The 20,248-nt window shown below is 33.4% G+C and carries 24 protein-coding genes and 1 pseudogene; 16 read left to right on the top strand and 9 right to left on the bottom strand.

Going from position 1 to position 20,248, the window contains the following annotated elements; genetic code table 11:
- Positions 1–25 precede the first annotated feature (25 nt).
- From TD18_RS11260 to TD18_RS11230, 7 genes are all read left to right on the top strand, one after another.
- Positions 26–256 (top strand): hypothetical protein, encoded by a 231-nt coding sequence (locus tag TD18_RS11260; RefSeq protein ID WP_040252611.1) that lies wholly within the window; start codon positions 26–28, stop codon positions 254–256.
- Positions 257–416: 160 nt separating this feature from the next.
- Positions 417–746 (top strand): HesB/IscA family protein, encoded by a 330-nt coding sequence (locus TD18_RS11255; RefSeq protein ID WP_040252609.1) that lies wholly within the window; start codon positions 417–419, stop codon positions 744–746.
- Positions 747–801: 55 nt separating this feature from the next.
- Complete coding sequence (gene sufB, locus TD18_RS11250) at positions 802–2,250, top strand: Fe-S cluster assembly protein SufB (RefSeq protein WP_040252607.1); 1,449 nt, start codon at positions 802–804, stop codon at positions 2,248–2,250.
- Positions 2,251–2,346: 96 nt separating this feature from the next.
- Positions 2,347–2,787 carry a membrane lipoprotein lipid attachment site-containing protein gene (locus TD18_RS11245; RefSeq protein ID WP_040252605.1) on the top strand — a complete coding sequence of 147 codons (441 nt, stop codon included), beginning with the start codon at positions 2,347–2,349 and terminating at the stop codon, positions 2,785–2,787.
- 14 nt (positions 2,788–2,801) lie between these two features.
- Positions 2,802–3,554, top strand: a complete 753-nt coding sequence (gene sufC, locus TD18_RS11240; protein ID WP_040252604.1) for a Fe-S cluster assembly ATPase SufC — start codon at positions 2,802–2,804, stop codon at positions 3,552–3,554.
- 68 nt (positions 3,555–3,622) lie between these two features.
- Entirely contained in the window at positions 3,623–4,936 is a 1,314-nt protein-coding gene (gene sufD, locus TD18_RS11235) for a Fe-S cluster assembly protein SufD (protein ID WP_040252602.1), read from the top strand.
- A gap of 49 nt (positions 4,937–4,985) precedes the next feature.
- Entirely contained in the window at positions 4,986–5,585 is a 600-nt protein-coding gene (locus tag TD18_RS11230) for an outer membrane beta-barrel protein (RefSeq protein ID WP_084205908.1), read from the top strand.
- Positions 5,586–5,874: 289 nt separating this feature from the next.
- On the opposite strand, the gene TD18_RS17390 is transcribed toward TD18_RS11230, so the two are convergent.
- The 3 genes from TD18_RS17390 to TD18_RS11220 are packed head-to-tail and all read right to left on the bottom strand — an operon-like array spanning position 5,875 to position 6,821.
- Positions 5,875–6,048, bottom strand: coding sequence for a hypothetical protein (locus TD18_RS17390; RefSeq protein WP_162835793.1), 174 nt, complete (start codon positions 6,046–6,048; stop codon positions 5,875–5,877).
- A 9-nt stretch (positions 6,049–6,057) separates the two neighbouring features.
- Positions 6,058–6,486 (bottom strand): hypothetical protein, encoded by a 429-nt coding sequence (locus TD18_RS11225; protein ID WP_040252598.1) that lies wholly within the window; start codon positions 6,484–6,486, stop codon positions 6,058–6,060.
- On the bottom strand, positions 6,483–6,821 hold the full coding sequence (locus TD18_RS11220) for a PadR family transcriptional regulator (RefSeq protein WP_040252596.1): 339 nt from the start codon (positions 6,819–6,821) through the stop codon (positions 6,483–6,485). The genes TD18_RS11225 and TD18_RS11220 overlap by 4 nt, the downstream gene beginning before the upstream one ends.
- A gap of 108 nt (positions 6,822–6,929) precedes the next feature.
- On the opposite strand from TD18_RS11220, the gene TD18_RS11215 reads away from it, so the two are divergent.
- The 6 genes from TD18_RS11215 to TD18_RS11190 all read left to right on the top strand — a co-directional run bounded on the left by TD18_RS11215 (position 6,930) and on the right by TD18_RS11190 (position 11,634).
- Complete coding sequence (locus TD18_RS11215) at positions 6,930–8,144, top strand: aminotransferase class V-fold PLP-dependent enzyme (protein ID WP_040252593.1); 1,215 nt, start codon at positions 6,930–6,932, stop codon at positions 8,142–8,144.
- A 139-nt stretch (positions 8,145–8,283) separates the two neighbouring features.
- Positions 8,284–9,099, top strand: a complete 816-nt coding sequence (locus TD18_RS11210; protein ID WP_040252591.1) for an META domain-containing protein — start codon at positions 8,284–8,286, stop codon at positions 9,097–9,099.
- A 52-nt stretch (positions 9,100–9,151) separates the two neighbouring features.
- The gene (locus TD18_RS11205; RefSeq protein WP_040253003.1) at positions 9,152–9,574 is read left to right on the top strand and encodes a SufE family protein; all 423 of its coding nucleotides are present in this window, start codon (positions 9,152–9,154) and stop codon (positions 9,572–9,574) included.
- An 80-nt stretch (positions 9,575–9,654) separates the two neighbouring features.
- On the top strand, positions 9,655–9,981 hold the full coding sequence (locus TD18_RS11200; RefSeq protein WP_040252588.1) for a DUF59 domain-containing protein: 327 nt from the start codon (positions 9,655–9,657) through the stop codon (positions 9,979–9,981).
- 69 nt (positions 9,982–10,050) lie between these two features.
- Positions 10,051–10,560: a DUF2480 family protein gene (locus tag TD18_RS11195; RefSeq protein WP_040252586.1), complete on the top strand. Its 510-nt coding sequence runs from the start codon at positions 10,051–10,053 to the stop codon at positions 10,558–10,560.
- Between the two features lie 138 nt (positions 10,561–10,698).
- Entirely contained in the window at positions 10,699–11,634 is a 936-nt protein-coding gene (locus TD18_RS11190; RefSeq protein ID WP_040252584.1) for a DUF3078 domain-containing protein, read from the top strand.
- Positions 11,635–11,706: 72 nt separating this feature from the next.
- Here the strand turns inward: TD18_RS11190 and TD18_RS11185 are convergent, their stop codons facing one another.
- On the bottom strand, positions 11,707–12,399 hold the full coding sequence (locus TD18_RS11185; RefSeq protein ID WP_040252583.1) for a tetratricopeptide repeat protein: 693 nt from the start codon (positions 12,397–12,399) through the stop codon (positions 11,707–11,709).
- A 69-nt stretch (positions 12,400–12,468) separates the two neighbouring features.
- The gene (locus TD18_RS11180; protein WP_040252581.1) at positions 12,469–13,278 is read right to left on the bottom strand and encodes an SDR family oxidoreductase; all 810 of its coding nucleotides are present in this window, start codon (positions 13,276–13,278) and stop codon (positions 12,469–12,471) included.
- Positions 13,279–13,387: 109 nt separating this feature from the next.
- On the opposite strand from TD18_RS11180, the gene TD18_RS11175 reads away from it, so the two are divergent.
- Complete coding sequence (locus TD18_RS11175) at positions 13,388–13,855, top strand: CBS domain-containing protein (protein WP_040252579.1); 468 nt, start codon at positions 13,388–13,390, stop codon at positions 13,853–13,855.
- Here TD18_RS11175 and TD18_RS11170 read toward each other — a convergent pair whose 3' ends face one another.
- Genes TD18_RS11170 through TD18_RS11160 form a run of 3 tightly spaced genes read right to left on the bottom strand, consistent with a single transcriptional unit; the run spans position 13,856 to position 15,604 of the window.
- Positions 13,856–14,539 (bottom strand): GIDE domain-containing protein, encoded by a 684-nt coding sequence (locus TD18_RS11170; protein ID WP_040252577.1) that lies wholly within the window; start codon positions 14,537–14,539, stop codon positions 13,856–13,858. It lies immediately after the preceding gene.
- A gap of 50 nt (positions 14,540–14,589) precedes the next feature.
- Entirely contained in the window at positions 14,590–14,940 is a 351-nt protein-coding gene (locus TD18_RS11165) for a hypothetical protein (protein ID WP_040252575.1), read from the bottom strand.
- A gap of 19 nt (positions 14,941–14,959) precedes the next feature.
- Positions 14,960–15,604: a fused MFS/spermidine synthase gene (locus tag TD18_RS11160; RefSeq protein ID WP_040252573.1), complete on the bottom strand. Its 645-nt coding sequence runs from the start codon at positions 15,602–15,604 to the stop codon at positions 14,960–14,962.
- Between the two features lie 158 nt (positions 15,605–15,762).
- On the opposite strand from TD18_RS11160, the gene TD18_RS11155 reads away from it, so the two are divergent.
- Positions 15,763–16,098 (top strand): single-stranded DNA-binding protein, encoded by a 336-nt coding sequence (locus TD18_RS11155; RefSeq protein ID WP_040252571.1) that lies wholly within the window; start codon positions 15,763–15,765, stop codon positions 16,096–16,098.
- 111 nt (positions 16,099–16,209) lie between these two features.
- On the opposite strand, the gene pbpC is transcribed toward TD18_RS11155, so the two are convergent.
- Positions 16,210–18,561, bottom strand: a complete 2,352-nt coding sequence (gene pbpC, locus TD18_RS11150) for a penicillin-binding protein 1C (protein WP_040252570.1) — start codon at positions 18,559–18,561, stop codon at positions 16,210–16,212.
- 89 nt (positions 18,562–18,650) lie between these two features.
- Here pbpC and TD18_RS16735 point away from each other — a divergent pair.
- Positions 18,651–20,248 (top strand): annotated as a pseudogene (locus TD18_RS16735) (hypothetical protein); the annotation flags it as partial.

Raw genomic sequence — 20,248 nt, 5'->3', positions numbered from 1 at the left:
TCTAATCCCAAATGAATACCTACTTATGAAAACTACTACTACAAACGATTTGTCGTGCTCTGTTTTTGGGCATAATCTTGAACGATTATCAAAAGACTCTTATGAGCTTACATGTAAAACATGCCAATCTAAAATTACTTTAGATAATGGTGAAACATTTGAAACGCTTCCCTTAAAAAATGATACCATAAAAACAGCTTTAAGACAATTGTTTCTTTTACAAAACAGGTATTCTCGTCAGAAGCTTTCAGCTTAACAACACGTACTACACCCACTTTTTTAATTGGAGTCTAAGATTTTTAGATTTTCATAGCATAATTCTATGTAATCATTTCCTAATATAATGTTAGGAAACATGGTTAAAACCTACTTATATCTTATATTTGCAATCTATTTAGACAAAATCTATATAAGAAATGATAAAAGTATCAGAAACAGCTAAAAAGAAAGTCATTGAGCTTATGAATGATGACGGTTTCAATAGTGCTACAGATTTTGTTCGTGTTGGTGTAAAAAGTGGAGGTTGTTCTGGGTTGTCTTATGATTTAAAATTTGATAAAGAACAAAAAGAAGAAGATAAAGTTTTTGAAGATAATGGTGTTAAAATTATTGTTGACAAAAAAAGTTTTTTATACCTCGTTGGTACGACATTAGAATATTCTGGAGGACTAAATGGAGCAGGATTTGTATTTAACAATCCTAATGCTAATAGAACTTGTGGTTGCGGTGAATCATTTTCGCTATAAACCTAATTGAATCTTCTTAACAGGAAGGTTTTTAAAAACATAAAACTCAAAACTTATGAGTAAATATACTGAAGACGATTTAAGAGAAGAATTAAAAACCAAAGAGTATGAATATGGTTTTTATACAGATATCCAATCGGATACCTTTCCAAATGGTCTAAATGAAGATATTGTAAGAGCGATTTCTAAAAAGAAAGAAGAACCTCAATGGATGACTGATTGGCGCTTAGAAGCTTTTCGTGGCTGGAAAGAAATGACTGAACCTGAATGGGCAAACGTCAACTATAAAAAGCCAGATTTTCAAGCCATTTCGTATTATTCAGCTCCAAACAGTAAGCCTAAATACGATAGCATTGATGAAGTTGATCCAGAATTGTTAGCGACATTTGAGAAACTGGGAATTTCTTTAGACGAACAAAAAAAGTTGGCAGGAGTTGCGATGGATGTAGTTGTAGATTCAGTATCTGTAGCAACTACATTTAAGAAAACGCTTGCAGAAAAAGGCATTATTTTTATGAGTATTTCTGAAGCAATAAAAGAATATCCAGAACTTGTAAAAAAATATATTGGAACGGTTGTTCCTCAAAAAGACAATTTTTATGCGGCTTTAAATTCTGCAGTTTTTAGTGATGGTAGCTTTTGTTATATTCCTAAAGGTGTTCGTTGCCCAATGGAATTATCAACCTATTTCAGAATAAATCAGGCTGGAACAGGACAATTTGAAAGAACGTTGGTGATTGCTGATGAAGGTAGTTATGTGAGTTACCTTGAAGGTTGTACAGCTCCAAGCAGAGATGAAAATCAATTACATGCAGCTGTCGTAGAACTGATTGCTTTAGATGATGCCGAAATCAAATATTCTACAGTCCAAAACTGGTATCCAGGAAATGCTGAAGGTAAAGGTGGTGTGTATAACTTTGTCACCAAAAGAGGCCTTTGTGAAACCAATGCTAAAATCTCATGGACTCAGGTTGAAACGGGATCTGCAGTAACATGGAAATATCCAAGTTGTGTGCTTAAAGGCGATAATTCGGTTGGAGAGTTTTATTCAATTGCAGTGACTAATAATTATCAGCAAGCTGATACTGGAACTAAAATGATACACTTAGGTAATAACACAAAATCAACCATTATTTCTAAAGGAATTTCTGCCGGAAAATCACAAAATTCATATAGAGGATTGGTTCAGATTAGCTCGCGAGCAGACAATGCTCGTAACTTCTCTCAATGTGATAGTTTGTTAATGGGTAATGAATGTGGAGCGCATACCTTTCCGTATATAGAAGTCAAAAATAAATCGGCGCAGATTGAGCATGAGGCAACAACCAGTAAAATTGGTGAAGACCAGATTTTTTATTGCAACCAGAGAGGAATTTCAACAGAGAAGGCAATTGCACTCATAGTGAATGGCTTTAGTAAAGAAGTATTAAACAAACTACCTATGGAATTTGCTGTCGAAGCACAGAAACTTTTAGAAATTAGTTTGGAAGGATCAGTCGGATAGATAAACAATAATAAAATGTCATACTGAGCGCAGTCGAAGTATCTCATTAAACCAATACCAAAATAAAGTTTAATTAAATTGATTTTTTAAGAACAAATGAAAAAATTAATATTTCTATTAGTACTAGCTCTAGCATTTACTGCTTGTAAAAATGAAGCAAAAACGGAAACGGTTTCAGATAAAACAAATATTAATAAACTCGACAAAAATGGAAAAACCGCCAAACAAAATGATGGTTTAAAAACGATAGTCGGACAATTTATCTACTTTGGAGATGCTGCTGTTTTACAAACACGAAGTGATATTTACGGTGTTATTATTAATGATAAAATGCATGAGTTAAATAACATGGCAAAGACCTATAAAAAAGATCCAACCGATTATGTCACTGTACAAGTAAGAGGGAAGTTACTACCAAAACCTGAAGGCGAAGAAGGTTGGCCTTTTAGAATTGATATTAAAGAAATTGAAACCGTAAAAGAATACAAATCTAACGAGAATGACGTCATAAAACTTGGCGATAGTAAGACCGAATAACTGAAATTTACATTATGTTAAAAATAAATAATTTACACGCAAGTGTTGAAGATAAAGCCATCTTAAAAGGTATTAATTTAGAGGTTAAACCAGGTGAAGTTCACGCTATTATGGGACCGAATGGTTCAGGTAAAAGTACGTTGGCTTCCGTTATTGCTGGAAAAGAAGAATACGAAGTAACTCAAGGAGAAATTCTTTTAGAAAATGAAAACATCGATGAATTAGCGGCTGAAGAACGTGCACACAAAGGCATTTTCTTATCGTTTCAATATCCAGTTGAAATTCCAGGTGTATCTGTCACTAATTTTATGAAAACAGCAATCAACGAAACCAGAAAAGCTAAAGGCTTAGAAGATATGCCAGCTAATGAAATGCTTAAAATGATTCGTGAAAAGTCTGAAATGCTAGAAATAGATCGTAAGTTTTTGTCACGTTCTCTTAATGAAGGATTTTCTGGTGGTGAGAAAAAACGTAACGAGATTTTTCAAATGGCCATGTTAGAGCCTAAACTGGCAATCCTTGATGAAACAGATTCTGGTTTAGATATCGATGCTTTACGAATAGTAGCCAATGGCGTTAATAAATTAAAAAGTAAAGACAATGCTGTTATTGTTATTACGCATTACCAGCGTTTACTAGATTATATCGTCCCAGATTATGTTCATGTTTTACATAATGGACGTATTGTTAAATCAGGAACCAAAGAACTGGCTCATGAGTTAGAAGAAAAAGGTTATGATTGGATTAAAGAAGAAGTTAAAGCTTAAATAGTTTATGGTGTTCTGTTTTTAGTTAACCGCTAACGACGAAACAACTAACAACTAATAACGAAACAATGGATTTAAAAGATAAATTAGTATCGTCATTTATGGCATTTGAGAATATGGTAGATATTGATACACCAATTCACGATGTTCGTAGTGAAGCAATTAAAACATTTGAAGAAAAAGGCTTTCCTTCAAAACGTGATGAAGCCTGGAAATATACGTCTCTTAATAGTATCTTGAGAGAAGATTATAGTGTGTTTCCAAAAAAAGAAAACTCAATTGAATTTCGTGATATTAAGAAATATTTTATCCATGATATCGATAGTTATAAAATTGTTTTTATCGACGGAAAGTATTCATCGCATTTATCACAAACCACACATGATGGAATTGATGTATGCTTGATGTCTGCTGCTTTATCAAAACCAAAGTATAGAATTCTTATTGAAAACTATTTCAACAAAGCGGCCACTAAAGATAGCTTATCGTCATTAAATACAGCCTTTTCTCAAGAAGGCGCTTACATTCATATTCCGAAGAATAAAGTGGTTGAAAAACCTATTCAAATTTTACATTTTTCTACAGGAAACGAATCGGCATTATTGTTGCAACCACGAAACTTAATTGTCGTTGATGAAAATTCTCATGTTCAAATTATCGAACGTCATCAAAGTTTAACCGACAACCCTGTTTTAACCAATAGTGTTACCGAAATTTTTACCAACAAGCGTGCTATTGTCGATTATTATAAGATTCAGAATGATAAGCAAAGTGCTTCGTTAATTGATAATACATTTGTAAAACAAAAAAGAGAAAGTCATGCTTCTGTACATACGTTTTCTTTTGGCGGACAATTAACACGTAATAATCTTAACTTTTATCAAGAAGGAGAACGTATTGATTCTACATTAAAAGGTGTTACGATAATAGGTGATAAGCAACATGTCGATCATAATACTTTAGTGCATCATATTGAGCCTAACTGTGAAAGTCATCAGGATTATAAAGGTATTTTTGGAGATAAATCTACAGGTGTTTTCAACGGAAAAGTCCTAGTAAATAAAAAAGCTCAAAAAACCAACGCATTTCAAGCTAACAATAATATTCTGTTAAGCGATAAGGCGTCTATAAACACTAAGCCACAGTTAGAGATTTTTGCAGATGATGTAAAATGCTCTCATGGTTGTACTATTGGTCAGTTAGACGAAAGTGCTATGTTTTATATGCGTTCCAGAGGAATTCCAGAAAAAGAAGCGAAAGCCTTATTGATGTTTGCTTTTAGTAATAATGTATTAGATTCTGTAAAAATTCCTGAAATCAAACAACGTATTACAAAGATAATTGCTAATAAACTAGGTGTTAATCTTGGATTTGATTTATAGTTGTATTTCAACAATAACCTATTCCTAAAACCGTAATATCTTAGGCGTTATGAAGACAGTAGTTTTAGCTATCATTTTTGTTTTATCTCTCGCAACATTTGCACAAGAGACGTCATATGGGGTTTTTTTGGGTTCCAATTTTTATAGAATGCCTATAACTGGAGATTTAGATAGCCATGGTGGACAAGTCCCTTTTAATATTGGTGTTTTTGGAAGTTTACAACTAAACGAAAGTTCAGGACTGCAATTGAATGCATTTTATGGAAAAGGTACCGATGGAAGTTTTTTTTCAGATAACGGAATCTTTATTGAAAAAATAAATGTTAGTAAATTTAACGCACAACTCCTTTATAAATACCATGTTAAGAAGACTTATAATCAAGGATTTCACCTTTTAGCTGGTCCAAGATTGACATTCGTGACAGAGGCAAAAGGCAAACGAGATCATTTGGATTACGCTGACTTTTACAATAATATAAATCTTGGTATTACTGCAGGTTTTGGATTTGATGTACTAAAGCATTTTAATATTCAAGCTGTTTTAGATTACGGTTTACCGAGTACCATTGATTTTGGCGAATACAAATCTAGTACAATAGGCGCTTATTTTAACCTTTTAATAGATGTAGAATCTATAATTAGCAAATAAACATTTCCATTCCAAGGTGTATATAAATTGATTTTCCTAGTCATCATAGTAAAGTTAATAAGAAACTATTAGTCTATTTTGATAAAGCTGTAAGCTCACAAATACATCAACAGGTTATTGATGCCATTTTTGATTGTTTTTCTAATCACGATGCCTCTAGAGTAAGTATTGCCTCATGTAACAATCGAGCATTGTAGTTGAATCAAACTCTTGTAAAATGAATCAATTTTAGTGCTATGCTCGTTTTGCGCAACACAATTAAAATACAGGAATCTAAACTAATAAACTTTTAGCATTGCTTATACTTTTGATAAAAATAGGCAGGGATGAAACCAAAGTTTAAAAAGAGAAAACCTATAAATACAATAACGCCACGATAAGGCCATGATAGAAATTCAAACATGGCTCCAATACCAAGAATAAAGAATGTTATAAATCCGAGAACGTAAAATGATTTTTTCATAAGTGTGATTTAAGATAGTTTATGAACAGATTTTTTATACCTAGTATAAAAATGAATAGGAAGTATTACTAAAATAGTAACTAGTATTGCTGCTAGCAACCAAACATTAGCGTATGGCCATTGCATCATTTGAAACATCAAACTTATACTCAAAAGAAGTATAATTATAAATCCAGCAGCAAATTTCAACTTATTAATGGTAATTATTTCCCCAGCAAATTTCTGCAGGTCAGTTTCTCGCTGTAAATTTTGAAAACTGGCATATCCTCCAAATTTTTGAAGTGCTTCTCGGTATAAAGTATCAAAATCATTTGACTCATTTGCTTCTATATAAGTGCAAATATGATCTAGGATATCTGCTCTTAATTCTTTAGAATCAATACCATAGAACACTAAGTTTGTTTCAATAAATTCAATTTGTTGCTCAGATAATATCATAATTTTTGGGTTTCCGTATTAAAAATTATTTGAAGTGTGTCTATAAAATCGTTAATTTCTTGAGTAACATCACTAACCATTTGTTTGCCTTCTTTGGTCACCTTGTAATACTTTCTTACACGTTTGCCTATAAAGACTTTTTCGGTTTCTAAAATTCCTTTAGCTTCAAGTCTGTGTAAAATAGGATATAATGCACCTTCTGAGATGTCAATTTTACCAGAAGTTAACTTTTTTACCTCCTGTGTAATCTCATAGCCATACATTTTCTCTCTACTATTCACTAACTTTAAGATGATGGGCTGTAATGTTCCTTTTGTAAGTTCTTTGCTATACATTTTACAAATATACATTTTATTTAAATGTATTTGATTAAAATATTAAAATATATATAAGATTTGGTTTCTGAATACCATTTTAACCAAACATCTCGTAACTTTGCACTTATGTTAAACGTCAATAAAATAAGAGAAGATTTTCCAATTTTAAACCGAAAGGTCAATGGAAAACCTTTGGTCTATTTTGATAATGCTGCAACCTCGCAAACACCACAACAGGTGATTGATGTTATTGTAGATTACTATTCAAATTTTAATGCTAATATACATAGAGGTGTCCACACGTTAAGCCAGGAAGCCACCGATTTATATGAGCAAGCGCGTATAAAAATTCAAAAGCATTTTAATGCAAAGTATAGTCATGAAATTATCATGACTTCAGGAACTACACATAGTATTAATTTAGTTGCCAATGGGTTTTCGGCGTTGTTGAAAAAAGGAGATGAAATATTGGTATCAGCTTTAGAGCATCACAGTAATATTGTGCCTTGGCAAATGTTATGCGAACGAACAGGAGCTCAATTGAGAGTCATTCCTATGAATCAGCAAGGCGAATTGATTTTAAGCGATTATGACGCTTTACTTTCTGAACATACTAAACTTGTATTTGTTAATCATATTTCTAATGCCTTAGGAACAATTAATCCTGTTAAAACAATTATAGATAAAGCCCATCAGGTTGGAGCTGCAGTTTTAATTGATGGCGCTCAAGCGTGTCCACATTTAATACCAGATGTTCAAGATTTGGATGTCGATTTTTATGTGACATCTGCTCATAAAATTTGTGGACCAACTGGTGTTGGAATGCTTTACGGAAAGGAAGCATGGCTCAATAAATTACCACCTTACCAAGGAGGAGGTGAGATGATTGCTGAGGTAACTTTTGAAAAAACAACCTATGCCGATTTGCCTCACAAGTTTGAAGCTGGAACACCAAACATCTGCGGAGGCATTGCATTTGGTGCAGCTCTGGATTACATGAATGCTATAGGATTTGAAAATATAGCAGCTTACGAAAAAGAACTTTTGGACTACGGAACGCAACAACTTCTTGAAATTGAAGGTCTAAAGATTTATGGTGTCTCAGAAAATAAAACCTCAGTTATTTCTTTTAATATTGAAGGGATTCATCCTTATGATATAGGAACCATTTTAGATAAAATGGGAATTGCAGTTCGCACAGGTCATCATTGTGCCCAACCCATAATGGACTTCTATAAGATACCTGGAACAGTAAGAGCATCCTTTGCCTTTTACAATACTAAATCGGAAATAGATGCTTTAGTTAATGGAGTTAAGAAAGCCAAAATGATGTTATCTTAAAGTTTGGCTTCTTTTTTGTACTATTATATATAAACTATAAAATTTAAAGCGATCAAAGAGCAATTTTACGTAATAACATTACCATATTTTATGATTGCAATTTACATTTAACTTTAATTTTTTTTAAAAAACTAAACAGATGAAACATCTAGCCATATTAATTAGTATTATCGTATTAAAGTCTTGTGGAAGTGCACAAGATATCGCAAGTGCAGCAAATACAACAAACATGAATACTCAAGAAACACTTTCAGGAACTTATATTTTAGAGCAACTAAATGAAACCAATATTGCGACATATAAACTTACCTTGGAGTTTGATTCTAAAACCAATAAAGTGTCTGGATTTGCAGGTTGTAATCGTTTTTTTGGTACCTATACAATTGAAGGAAATGGTATATCGTTCTCTGAATTAGGGGCCACCAGAATGATATGTCAAGACGATAAGAATGCTGTTGAAAATAGCTTTTTCAGAACGATTGCTAAAGTCAAAGGATTTGAATTAGCAAACGGAACACTTAGTCTGAAAAATGGTGATACGATTTTAATGCTTGCAAATAAAAAAATAATGTCTAATTCTAGACAAGCTGAAACTATGAACATCGCTTACAGAGCATCAACCAGAGGGTTTTTTGAAATGATTTGGATTGAAGGTAACGTGCTTAAATATACGAACGATAGGAACTTAGAAGCCATCAGTAGACATATGTTATCTGATGAACAGCTTTCAGAACTTATAACACTTTATAATGACTTGGACTTGAAATCAATACCAGTTTTAGAACCACCTACAAAAACGTTTCAGCATGATGCTGCAGCAATGGCAACACTTGAAATAACAGAAGGAGAAATGGTTTATAAATCAAATGGTTTTGATCATGGCAATCCGCCAAAACCAATTGCTTTATTCGTAAATAAGCTATTATCCATTAAGGAAACAGTGGCAAAACAATAGAGTTATTGTATTTTTGTAATGCAATATCTTAATGCTTATTAAAAGAAAAAGAATGACAATTACAGAGATAAAAAATGACATCATTGAAGAGTTTGCCATGTTTGAGGATTGGGAAGAGCGTTACCAATATATGATTGATCTTGGTAAGACCTTACCACTCATTGATGCCCAATATAAAACAGAGAACAACATTATTAAAGGCTGCCAAAGTAAAGTATGGGTACATGCTGATATGAAAAATGATAAAGTCATATTTACGGCAGATAGTGATGCGATTATCACCAAAGGAATCATTGCGATTTTGATCAGGGTATTTTCTAATCAACATCCAAAAGATATTATCGATGCAGATACCGATTTTATTGATCAAATCGGACTGAAAGAACATTTATCTCCTACAAGAGCTAATGGCTTAGTAAGTATGATAAAGCAATTAAAAATGTATGCCATTGCATACCAAACACAACTGAATTAGTTAAATCTTTTGTTGTTAAGTCGTTAGGCGACAACTAATCAACCGACAAACAAATTAACAACAAACAACAAACGTTAAGTATGAGTGCAACAACAATTGACACAAACCTTCTAGGTGAAAAAATAGTAAGAGTTTTAAAAACAATTTTTGATCCTGAAATTCCAGTAGATATTTACGAATTAGGTCTTATCTATGACGTATTCGTTAATGAAGATTATGAGGTTAAAATATTAATGACGTTAACCACGCCAAATTGCCCAGTAGCTGAAACACTGCCTCTCGAAGTTGAAGAAAAAGTAAAATCATTGAATGATGTTAAATCTGCTGAAGTTGAAATTACTTTCGATCCACCATGGAGTCAGGATTTAATGAGCGAGGAAGCCAAGCTAGAATTAGGAATGCTTTAATTTTCAGTTGTTTATAAAACCTTATAATTAATATAATGTCACCTTGAGCGCAGTCGAAAGGTCTTACTTATGGCAGACGAAATCATAAATAGAGTTGCGCAAAGCAAACTTGTGGTAATAGATTTAGAAGATTATTATCCGCAAGGAAAACGCATACAATTTGATATCAAAGACTGGCTTTTTGAAGGTTTTGTTCTCAAGGAAAAAGACTTTAGACACTATGTGGCTGAACATGATTGGTCGCAATATCAAAACCAATATGTTGCACTAATGTGTTCTACAGATGCTATAATTCCAGCATGGGCTTATATGCTTATTACTATTGCGCTGGCCACGTATTCAAAGAAGACTATTATTGGTGATTTAAATACATTAGAGACATCTATTTATCAAGATATTATTAACGGCCTAGATTTCGGTTCGTATCAAGACAAACCTGTTATTATTAAAGGTTGTTCTAATAAACCTGTACCAGAAAATGCATACATATTCCTTGCTGAAAAATTAAAACCAATCGCCAAATCAATTATGTATGGTGAAGCCTGTTCTTCGGTCCCACTTTTTAAAAAGAAAAAATAAATCTGAATTCGTAGTGACTCCCAATAAAAAAAGGGGTCTAAAAGACGACAAATAAACAATCAATTTATATAATTTGTTGGTGTTCAAGTCACTATTGAATTATATTTGCATGTAATAATTAACTTTAAAACTAAAAAAATGACTAAAAAATTACTTTTAACTACTGTGTTAATGCTAACAATTGCATTTGGTTTTTCACAAACGAAAGAAGAACTAAAGGCACAGAAAGCTGAAAAGCAAGCTGTAGCTGATGCTGCTCAAGCAGAGGCAGATGCCCTTCAAGCGCAGATTGATGCGTTACCAGGATGGAGAATAGGCGCATTTGGTACTATTGGAGGAAGTTTATCAAACTTTAATAACTGGTATTCTCAAGGTGCTCCTAATAATGCTTCAGGAAATATTGGTATCACGTTTAATGGTTATGCGAACTTAATAGAAGAAAAATATTTTTGGAGAAATGCCTTAACTGCTAATTTAAATTGGGTAAAGTTAGATAATAAAGATACAGATTTAGATGATGATAGCTTCAACCCAACGACAGATGTTTTTAATATTTCGTCATTATATGGTAGAAATTTAAGTAAAAAACTTGCCGTTTCTACACTGATGGAATACAGAACGACTTTATTAGATAACTTCAACGATCCTGGATATTTAGATGTTGGTGTTGGTTTTACCTGGTTGCCAATTGAAAACTTAATTGTAGTGGTACATCCTTTAAACTATAACTTTGTTTTTGCTGATAGTGATACGGTTTTTGAATCTTCTTTAGGTGCTAAAATTGTAGCAGATTATACAAGACAAATTGGAGCTGTTAACTTTAAAACTAACTTATCGGCTTTCCAGAGTTATAAAAGTGGAGATTTATCAAACTGGACATGGACCAACTCTTTCAGTTACACCCTTTGGAAAATGATTGGTGTTGGTTTTGACTTCGGATTGAGAAGTAACAAACAAGAAGCACTTAATTTCGCATTGGCTAATTTTGATGGCACTGGAAATGCACCAGACTTTGGTAATGTTGATAATAAATTACAAACATATTATACTATTGGTTTAAGCTATAAGTTTTAATCATAGTTAATTCATAATAAAAAAGCCTTTTAGAATTTCTAAAAGGCTTTTTTTATTATATGTGATCAATTTTTATTCTTTCTTAGGTGCTTTTCTAGCGACTAACGCATCTTTACTTAATTGTGCCATATTAAAGTTTGGATCCATTGCAAGAGCTTGATCCAGTAAGGAAATCGCCTGATCTAAATTATCTGTTTTATTCAAGTTAAACAGAACTAAAGCCTTTAAATACGTTAATGCGCCTTTTAACGATACTTCATAAGGTTGTTGTGATTCATAAAACGCTCTTTTCATCTCGTCTTTTACATTTGCCAATCCGTAATCAATACTGGCTTTAGCTCCTGCTAAATCATTTACTTGTGTTTTTAAATCGGCAATCTCATAAGCCAGATATGCATTAGGAGATTTTTGAAATAAAATTTCATAAAAAACTAAGGCACGTTTAGGTTGGTTTAAGGCTTTGAGCGCAAGTGCTTTTACTTCAGTACTAATCTCAGAATCTGTTGGATTGTTATCAATTCCAATAGTATTTAAAGCCTCTAAATTCCGACCTTCAGAAACATAGATGTAGGCTAAAGTGTCTAATCGTTGCTGACTAGGCTGAAGTACATTAAGATGTGTCATGGCATTAATCACACCTTGAACATCTCCTTGATTTTTCATTTGCTTATAATACCCTTCAAAGTGTTTTAATAGTTCAGATTTCGTTTGTGCTGTTATACTCATTGAAGTCATTATAACGAACAGACATAGAATTTTTTTCATAATCGTAATTATTTAGTGTGTCAAAACTATAAAAATAAACAAAACAGTATCTTAAAAAGATGCTAATTATTATAGTTTAATTTTAAACTCATAACCCAAAACACGTGCCAGCTTTGTTGAATCAATAATTTTACCTTTACTGATTTGAGCTGTGTCAAATGAAGGAAGCGGTAAGTTTTTAGCTTCACAAATTGAAGTGTAGTAGTTTTTTCTGGTAGGGTGTGAAGGAGTCGATGCGTTGAAAACAGTATTCCAGATGTTTTGTTCAATTATGGTATGAATAATCGAGATACAATCCTTTTGATGGATCAGGTTCACTGGAGCGTCAGGATGTTTAAGGTTAGTTTTACCAGATAGAAATGTAGCTGGATGTCGATCTTCACCAAATAAGCCAGAAAACCTAAGGATTGTTGTCTTGAAACTTGAATTATTTTGAAATAATGCTTCAACAGACAACAGTTGTTTAGCAGAATTTGCACTTGTTGAAGTTGGACTGGTTTCTGAAATGATTGGCATTGATTCATCATCGTCGTACACCGAAGTTGAACTTATAAACACAACATGTTTTACTGCAGAGACTTCAACATAAGGTAATAAATGTTGCATTTGCTTCACATAATTTGCTTCCGGATTTTTTCGTAGTCCTGGTGGAATATTAAGTACCAATACATCACAATCTGCGAGACAATTTTCAATTGCACCCAAAAGACCATCCGAAGATACTTGGACTAAAAAACCTTCAATGCCTTCCGAATTTAAAGTCGAAATTTTTTCTGAAGACGTTGTAGAGCCTTTAACTAAATGCCCTTTTTTAACTAAAGATTTAGCCAGTGGAAAACCGAGCCAGCCACAACCAATAATACAAATACGCTGTTTCAATATGAGCTTTTTAAGTGATTCGAAATTTACAAATTATTAGCTTGATGTTTGCTCTAGTATAATTCACTTATTTTCAGTAACTTTAAATGCAACACTAAAAAAATCAGTTATGGGTATTAAAAGTTTTCAAGGTGCAAGGAAGCAACAACAGAATACGGTTGAAACTGCAGCGTTAAAAGTAAGTGATTATATGTCACGCGAATTAATCACCTTTAAGCCTGAGCAATCAGTAGAAGATGTGATACAAACATTGATTAGATTCAAAATTTCTGGTGGACCTGTTGTAAATGATAGTAATGAGTTAGTTGGTATAATTTCGGAAGGAGATTGCCTCAAAGATATTAGTGAAAGTCGTTACTATAATATGCCTATGGAACAACATAAAGTTGAAAACCGAATGGTGAAACATGTGGAAACAATTGATGGAAACATGAATATTTTTGATGCAGCTAATAAGTTTCTGGAATCTAAAATACGTCGTTTTCCAATTGTTGAAAATGGAAAGTTAGTTGGCCAAATTAGTCAGAAAGATGTGCTTAAAGCAGCTATCGAACTGAAAGGGCAAAACTGGAAATAATTATTGTCTTTTTGGCCGAGCTTCTGGTAAATCGGTAATTATGATTTTCTGCTTATCAACACTTTCCAAAGTTGCTATTTTTGAATAGGGATATTCTGGAATAGGTTCGCTTAGTGCTTTCCATTTCGCAATACCTGCAACAGTAATTTCCTCTCCAATTTCAATGACACCTTCTTGATAACGCAGACGCTTGTTAAAACCGAATAGTGAAGTATGATCGATACGATAGTGTTTCAAAAGCGCAATAAACTTTAGAGTAGGATCATTGAACGTACCAGAATTTTGGTTTTGATCTTTTACTAAATGGCATTTATAGTTTTTCGGATTGTCTTTTGGAGATACAATCACAAAATCAGTTTTAGTTTGAATAAAGAAGTCTTGAGAACGTTCTTCTTCAACAATTGTTTTCCAACGTGAGCTCTTTCCAGTACTAACTTTTTGTTGAATGATGATTTGATAAAACACGCATTTTCGTTTTGAATATGGTGCAATTAATGGTTCTGTTACATGCAGTGCTTTACCAGTGATTTTAGACAATTCGTTGGTTTTTAGACTTGAGGCAGGTTTAACCGGAATCTTGACAAGAGTTCTTAGAATGACATTTTTTTTACTGAAATAATAGCTGCAAAAAATGGCGATGCCTACAATAGAAATAAATAAGAAAATAATTATGGGTTCGCTCATGTTATTAAGTATATACCTTATCTGTATGGAAGACGACTAAATAGTTACAATTAGCTTTCGCGTTTCACCAAAGCATAAAAATCATCTTCAAGTGGTAAGTAACCTTGATCGTAAACAAAATAATAAACTGTTCCGGCTTTAGTTGTATAAATACTCGTAAAGTAATTGAAGTCAAATCCTTTTTCTATGAGTTTGGCTCTGGACACTTTGGTTTTCTGATTGGGATTAAGAGACTCGAGAATTCTGTAGTTTTTACGTAACCAGTTATTCGTGTTTCTAATAAGATTTTTTCGGTCTTTATTGATGGTGTTATTATAGGAGTTGCGACAGGCATCACTACAGAATTTTTTATCAATTCTGCCGATGATTTTGTCACCACATTCCGGACATTTTTTTTCCATAATAACTAAGTTTAACTGATTATAAAGGTTGAGAAATGATTACAGTATTGGTGTCGTTGACTTTCTCATACACATCAACTTTATATACTTTGGTTTTTAAAAATTTGATAACTGAATTGAGCTGATTACTTTTTTTATCCTCTAATGACGCATTAAATAAAATCACGCCATTTGTCGATTTTGAATTCATAATGTCGTCCCAAAATGACACTTCTAAAAATGGCTTAGGAACAGTAATATCGATAAATAAATCGATGATGATTAAATCAAATTGCTTCGTATTCGTTTTGACAAATTGAAGTGCATCTTCACAAATAATTGTGGTATTAGAATTACTTATCAACTGGTATTCTGTTTTTGCTATTTCAATAATTACAGGATCGATGTCAATGGCTGTAATTTGTTTTTGATAGTCAAATTCTTCCCGAAGCGTTTCAATAACACTGCCACCTCCAAGTCCTAAAAGTAAAATAGAGTTGATGGGTTTTAAGTCGATTTTTTCTAATCCGAACTTTAAAATAGCCTGTAACGATCCATACGAATAGTTGGCATTTTTGGTGTTGAGGTGTTTTTTTCCATTATACCAGGTGATTTCTAAAGTTTCACTGTACTTCGATTTCACTTTACGTGTCATTGGATATAAATAGCTGAGATACTTGATCATAGACGCCAAAGGTAATGAAAAATTATCCGTTTACAAACGACAACAAATATTTACAAACGAATTTAAATAGGTAACTACCGACTAACATTTGCAAGCTGTTTCATATTTGCACTGTTGAATCGAACTAATGACATTCGACGTAATTAAAACCTTATCTTATGAGTACGTTAAGAAACAAAGTACAGTTAATTGGAAACTTAGGAAACGATCCAGAAATCGTAACACTTGAATCAGGAAAACTATTAGCTAAATTTTCAATCGCTACAAATGAAAGTTATAAAAACGCACAAGGCGAAAAAGTAACAGACACACAATGGCATAATGTAGTTGCCTGGGGAAAAACGGCTGAGATTATAGAGAAGTTTGTAACCAAAGGAAAAGAAATTGCTATTGAAGGCAAATTGACTTCAAGAAGTTATGATGATAAAGATGGTAACAAGCGTTATACTACTGAAGTGGTTTGTAATGAATTGTTGATGCTGGGAAATAAGTAATTTCAACAGGATTACAACAACTAAATCTATTGTCATTTCGAGCGAAGTCGAGAAATCTATATTTTTAATGAGATTCTTCGCTTTGCTCTGAATGACACTTTTTTGTATAGACTATTCAGAAATCGTAATCTTCCGTTTAGCTTCGTTTCCAAATTCATCAACGACAGTAATTAAATGTTCTCCTGCTTTTGGAATAATTGCCAGTTCATGAATGTCTTTTGTAGTTCCAACATACTGCTCATCCATATACCAAAACACACTTGATTCAGGTTTTGAATGTGCAATTTTTAAAACTAAATCATTAGTATCTCCATCAAAATCCTTGGGAAGAAACACCGAATTATTTACTTTAGGATAAATAAAACTCATCGTCACTTGATCCTCTCCCATACAATCCAATCGCAATTTTGGTAAGGGTTTGTAAAACGGATTTTTCGTTTTATAGTAATGTGCTTTTAAAGGTGATAACACAAACCATGGTTTATGCTTGATGTTAGCTAAGTCTTCACAGGAAGAATTCACCTGATACGTTTCAGTTTCATCTACATGTGCAAGAATATGATATGTACAAGGTTCTGTTTTTAATCCGCTTATCTGAATGTAAGTATTTTCGGTGTTATCACAAATTGAAGACGCTCGTTGTCCACTTTTTTTACAAATACGAACATTTTGCATTTCGTCATAAGGTTTAGCAAACCATTCGCTATTTGGTAACACATCAAACACATCAAATAAAATTGGAGCAGCTGTTTGAACACCTACCAAACCTGGTCGTCCTTCACCATCAGCATTACCAACCCAAACACCAACCACATAATCTTTAGTCGTTCCGATTGCCCAAGCATCGCGAAACCCGAAGCTGGTTCCTGTTTTCCAGGCGATTTGTTTCGAATCGTCAAAAAACTCCCAGCTTTCATCACCTTCAGGACGATTGACCTTTTTTAAACTTTCGTAAGTAAGATATATGGAAGCAGCATCAAATAAGGTTTTGTCTGTAGATTTTTTTCCAAAGTCTATAGGTTTTGAAACCATAAAGGTTGGTTCAACAAATTCATTTGAATAATATTCGCTGGATGTTTCCGAAAAATGATTCAGTGTTGACGATAAAGCAGCGTAACTTTTACATAAATCCCAGAGATTGCTTTCGGCTCCTCCAAGAATAAGCGATAAACCATAATGATTGGCATTGTATTTTAAATCTTTAAGATGCAATTGCTTTAAATAGTTATGAAACCTGTCCAGTCCAAAATCCTGAAGCATTCTCACAGCAGGAACGTTTAAAGAACGCGATAAAGCTCTGCTTGCAGGAACAACACCATCAAATTCTTTATTGAAATTCTCAGGATTATAACTTCCAAATTGTGATGGAATATCGGCAACTAAAGTGTTTGGTAATAAATCGCCTGCATCTAACATGGCTGCATACAAAAACGGTTTTAAAATACTTCCTGTGCTTCGTGGTTTATCAATAATATCCACATCTTTTTGATGTGCTTTGTCTGTTGGCGAATTACCAACATAGGCTAAAACTTCTCTGGTATGAACGTCTAAAACCAAAACTGCTGCATTATGAATTTCATTTTGTTTTAGAATATTGTATTCGTTTTTCACAATGTAATTCACTTGCTCCTGAAGTTTTGTGTCAACTGTTGTTTGGATACGTTTACCTTTATGTGTTTCCGTTACATTTTGTAACAAATGAGGCGCAATTTGAGGCAAAGGATAAGGTTTTTGAGGTAAACTTTCAGAGATAGATAACTCATAAGTAAGAGTATCTATAATGGTATTTTCCAGTAGTTTTTTAAGTAAGCGGTTCCGTTTTTCTAATAATCGTTCTTGATTTTTACCTGGATAGATTAAACTTGGAGCATTTGGAAGCACAGCTAATGTAGCACTTTCTGCCCAGGACAATTGATGAGGATCTCTGTTAAAATAACGCCATGCAGCTGCGTCCAATCCAACTACATTTCCGCCAAAAGGCGCATTGCTACTATAATAAGCTAAAATAGTTTCTTTAGAATCACGCAGTTCTAATCTTGAAGCCAAAATAATTTCTTTTAGTTTTTCATAGTACGTTCGAGATTGCCCTTTTCTCGAAAGTCGAATGACTTGTTGTGTGAGCGTGCTTCCACCTCGTTTTACTTTTCCAGAACTGATATTGCCTTTTAATGCTTTAAATATTGAAACTGGGTTAAAACCTGGATGTTTATAAAAGTATTCATCCTCAAACTGAACAATACAAATTTTAAATTTTTCTGGAACACTGTCATTATGTGGAAATCGCCATTGGCCATCAGCTGCAATTTGTGCACCTAATAATCGATTGTTTTTTGATGTTATTACAGTTGCTGTTGGGTCTTTAAATAAGTCTTTGGGTAAACAGAAAATATAGAGCACAAGCAATCCTAAAACAGTAATGGTTTTCTTTTTATGGATTTTCAAAAAGTTGGTTAACCTATACATAAGCGCTACTATAACGTTATAGTTACAATAAAAGTTTGTTAATTTTGATTGATGTCATAATACTCATTATTTTCTCTTTATATTTAAACGTGAAAAAGACTAAATTATATCATAATATAATCATAATTTTTTGTGTTTTTTTAGCTTCAGAAATCTCATTTGCCCAATTAGGTTTTTGTCAGGGAAATTCAGGAGATCCTATTTTTGTTGAAACTTTTGGAACGGGTCTTTCAGACTCACCTTTACCAGCAGGAACTACCACTTATAATTATGCCAATGGAGGTGCGCCAGATGATGGGTTATACACCGTATCCAGTAATACAAATTATTTTGATTGGTTTGATATTTCTGATCACACACCCAATGACACCAACGGAAGGATGTTAGTTGTAAATTCTAATTTTTCAGCTGGTGAATTTTATAGAACGACCATAAGTGGTTTATGTGAAAATACGTCTTATGAGTTTTCGTCTTGGATCGTTAATTTAACTCCAGCAAATGGTTTTTGTGGAGCAGGAGCAATTCCAGTTAATGTTAGATTTGAAATTTGGGATAATACTGATACTAATTTACTAGCTTCGGGAAATACAGGCAATATAGGTAGTACTAATTCGCCCAACTGGCAACAATTCGGATTGGTGTTTCAAACCATTCCAGCTCAAACATCTGTCATTTTAAAAATGATTAACAATGGTTCAGGTGGCTGTGGGAATGATTTAGCAATTGATGATATTGTGTTTAAGAGTTGTGGTGATTTCATTTCTGTTACAGATGTTTCAAATGCATCATTCGTTTCTTTATGTAGCAATGAAACGCCCTATTCTACAACCTTGACAGCTATACCAGATAATTCTGTTTTTAGTAATCATTTTTATCAATGGCAAGAAAGTCCTGATGAAACGAATTGGACTGATATTCCTGCTGCTACAAGTGATAATTTGGTGCTTACAGGAATTACATCAACCACTTACTATAGAACAAAAGTTGCTGAGTCAATTGTAAATCTAGCAAATATTGATTGCATCACATATTCTACTACTTATATCATATCAATTAGTCAACTTCCTAATCCTCCAACCATTGAATGTTGGCAGATCGCTACAATTAACAATACAACATGCACTTGGGAAGTTACAGGAACGCAACCTCCTGAACCCACTGGATTAGAATGTTGGGAAACAACTTCTTTTAATACGACCACTTGTAGCTGGGAGATTTTAGGTGTTCAGCCTCCTCCACCATCTTTGGAATGTTGGGAGACAGCAAATTTCAATAATACAATATGCGATTGGGAAATTACAGGAACACAACCTGCAGAACCTACAGGATTAGAATGTTGGGAAACAACATCCTTTAACACGACTACTTGCAGTTGGGATATTTTAGGTGTGCAGCCTCCACCTCCAAATGGATTGGAATGTTGGGAAATACCTACGTTTAATGATACGACGTGTTCTTGGGATATATCAGGGACAGAACCAGTAGCAATTTTGCCTGCGCCATTGCAAGTTTGTGACGATGGCGTTCCAGATGGACTAACCAGTATAGATATTTCAGTAAAGAATCAGGAGATAGCTCCAAACCCTAATTACTCGGTGAGTTATTATCTGACACAGTTTGATGCGGATAATGCTATAAACCCACTACCAGTTCCTTATACCAATATTTCAAATCCACAGGTTATATT

Source organism: Psychroserpens mesophilus, from assembly GCF_000826645.1.
Taxonomy (GTDB): domain Bacteria; phylum Bacteroidota; class Bacteroidia; order Flavobacteriales; family Flavobacteriaceae; genus Psychroserpens; species Psychroserpens mesophilus.
This window is presented reverse-complemented; position numbering and strand designations above follow the sequence as displayed.